Genomic DNA, 2,956 nt, shown 5'->3' on the forward strand with positions numbered 1-2,956 from the left:
ATTGAGTATGGTAAATATCTTTCCACTTCCTGCCAGGGATGTCATCGCGAGAATATGAAAGGAGGCGAACCGCTGGCGCCTGGCTTCCCCGTTGTAGCAGATATATCTTCTACCGGTCGCCCGGGTAAATGGACCGATGAGCAATTCATTCAAACACTTCGTACCGGCACGACTCCTGAAGGGAAAGTACTAAAGCCCGAAGAAATGCCGTGGACGATGGCGAAAGAATTTAACGACCTGGAATTAAAAGCGCTTCATTTATACCTCAATAGTCTGTGATAAGGTTGAAAGTATATGAATGAATTTGAATATCGAAGAAGGAATATTGATCAATGAATGTCGAATCGAAAGGCAAATTTGTTTCCCGCTGATTTCGCAGACTAACGCAGATTAAATGCAAAAATATTTCCCACATCCCGATAGCCACTGGATTCCTTCACACACTCCCATCTCACACTCACGATTAACGAACAACTATTAACGAATAACGGAGATTGAATATCGAACACCGAACAAGGAGTAACGAATGTCGAAGTATAAAAAAACCTTCATTAACCATACATGAGCTATGAGAAGAGGCGGGATGTAAAGGTACGGGATGTGTTACGGAGCATCGTTTTGCGTTTATGATGTTTAACAGGCAGTATATATTTTTTAACGATGCTGCTGCATCCTCCTCTTTCTCATATACTTTCATAGCCGGCCTTCGCCCTGGAGGGCTGGTTTATAAAAAGATCCGATAGCTGTAATTTTCTTTCCTTATCTTCGACCTATTATCCAAAGTAAGCTTCTACTTGGCTAGCGGAGAAGAACAACGGTTCATTAACCTCATTAACGAGCATCAGGGGCTCATACATAAGATCTGCTTCATGTATGAACACGACTCCGATGCACGCAATGACTTATTCCAGGAAATTGTGTTGCAGCTCTGGCGATCATTCCCTTCATTTCGCGGTGAAGCCAAGATCACTACGTGGATGTATCGCATCGCGCTGAACACGGCTATATCGGGTTTCAGAAAACAAACACGACTGGTAAAGACCGAAGATCTGCAGGAGGTACACATGAATATATCTGACAGTTGGGCTGACGATCGCGAAGAAGATTTTCAGAAACTGCAGTGGGCTGTGCGCCAGTTACCGGAGATTGAACGCGCCATGATCATGATGGCGCTGGAAGAAGTACCCTACGATGAAATTGCCGAGACTATTGGAATAACTCAAAACAATGTGCGCGTACGCATGAACCGCATACGCGAAAAATTACGAAAACTTATGTGCCCGTAAGCATGGAACTCGAAGAACTACAAAGTATATGGAAGCATAACGATCCGGGTTTTCAACTGAAAGATGAAAACGAGATTGCCCTCATGTTGAAAGGCAACAGCCAGTCGATCGTTGACAAACTGAAACGCAGTGTATGGTTCGAGCTGATCTTTACATTCGTAGCCGGCCTGGCATTGCTCATATACGCCCTCACGCTGCCCAGCGGTGCACTCAAGTGGACCTCGGTATCTATACTCTTGTTGTTTGTTGCCTACTCGTTCTACTATATCAAGAAGCTTACGCTGCTGCGACAGTATAATCCTGCCGGTGAAAATATACGCGTTTCCCTGGAGCGACTAACAAATGACCTTACCAGCTACCTGCGTTTTTACAAACGAAGCTATACGGTGCTATACCCTATATATTTTGTATTAGGACTTATGTTCGGAGCGCTTGAACGCGGCCCCGATAAATTTATCAACAACCTCTCCCAGCCACGCACCATTATATACCTGCTGGTGGTTGCGCTGGTTTTCTTCTTCTGCAGTACCTGGGTTACCAACTGGTATCTGAAGAAATTATATGGCAATCACCTCGAAAAGCTCAGAACACTGCTGAATGACATTCACCAATAAGAATACCCGTATATATTTCTTTTTTACTGTTGCACTTCTCGTATCGGTACAAGGATATACTCAAAAGAAAGACGTTGTTGAAAATTCTGTTTTCTGGGAAGTAAGCGGCAACGGGCTAAAAGAATCATCGTATCTCTTTGGAACGTTTCATCTTATGGGCAAGCTATATATCGATAGCCTCACCAACGTGATGAGTAAATTTAACCAGGCGAAAACTGTTGCAGGCGAATTGATCATTGACAGCACCATGACTTCGCGCGTGATGGAACTGTCGCTGTTAAAAGATACTACACTCAATCAATTGCTTTCTCCGGAAGACTATAAAAAGATAGCCGTGCTGTTCCAGGAATATACCGGGTACGATATGAAACTGTTCAACCGGTTCAATCCGCTTACAATACAAATATTTATGCTGAGCTCGCTGCAGAAAAAATTCTATAACATCGATCCGGCAAATGATGTAGCGATGGATCTGTACTTTCAGCAGCGAGGAAAGAAATCCGGTAAAGAAGTTATCGGGCTGGAGACTTTTGAAGAACAGGCTTATGCCTCCATGAATCAGTTCAGCTATAAACGCCAGGCAGAGTTATTGGTTATTTCTCTCCGGGAAAGCGACAAGATTGCAGATCAGTTGAAAGAATTAAATGCAGCTTACCGCGCTGGCAATATACAGGAGTTGATAAAAAAGGAATCGTTCGATCATTATACCGACCAGGAAGAGGCCGTTATGCTTGACAACCGAAATAAAAACTGGATGCAAAAATTACCGGATCTGTTTAAACAGCATGCTACATTCGTAGCCGTGGGTGCAGGACATCTTCCCGGTGATAACGGGTTGATCACACTTCTTCGAAAAGCCGGCTATACTGTTCGCCCGTTAAAAACAAAGTAAGGTCAGCCGCGCGGCACCGCAGTAATTTTGGTCGGGTGACTTAACTTATAATCTTCTTTACTCTTATCGATCTTATAGCGTGTATTAACATACCCTTTGGTATATAGTTTTACGCGTGCATCAAACTCTACCTGCATACCTTCCGATAGTTTCAATTGCTCAAA

4 protein-coding genes are annotated in these 2,956 nt (G+C 43.6%); all 4 read left to right on the plus strand.

Going from position 1 to position 2,956, the window contains the following annotated elements:
• Positions 1-279: c-type cytochrome (locus VIN08_RS11100; protein ID WP_331964571.1), on the plus strand; the 279-nt coding region annotated here is incomplete at its 5' end.
• Positions 280-794: 515 nt separating this feature from the next.
• Positions 795-1,286 carry an RNA polymerase sigma factor gene (locus VIN08_RS11105; RefSeq protein ID WP_331964574.1) on the plus strand — a complete coding sequence of 164 codons (492 nt, stop codon included), beginning with the start codon at positions 795-797 and terminating at the stop codon, positions 1,284-1,286.
• 2 nt (positions 1,287-1,288) lie between these two features.
• Complete coding sequence (locus VIN08_RS11110; RefSeq protein ID WP_331964577.1) at positions 1,289-1,900, plus strand: hypothetical protein; 612 nt, start codon at positions 1,289-1,291, stop codon at positions 1,898-1,900.
• Positions 1,884-2,792 (plus strand): TraB/GumN family protein, encoded by a 909-nt coding sequence (locus tag VIN08_RS11115; protein ID WP_331964580.1) that lies wholly within the window; start codon positions 1,884-1,886, stop codon positions 2,790-2,792. Before VIN08_RS11110 ends, VIN08_RS11115 begins: the two co-directional genes overlap by 17 nt.
• Positions 2,793-2,956 lie beyond the last annotated feature (164 nt).

This window comes from Ohtaekwangia sp. (assembly GCF_036568665.1).
Taxonomy (GTDB): domain Bacteria; phylum Bacteroidota; class Bacteroidia; order Cytophagales; family Cyclobacteriaceae; genus Ohtaekwangia.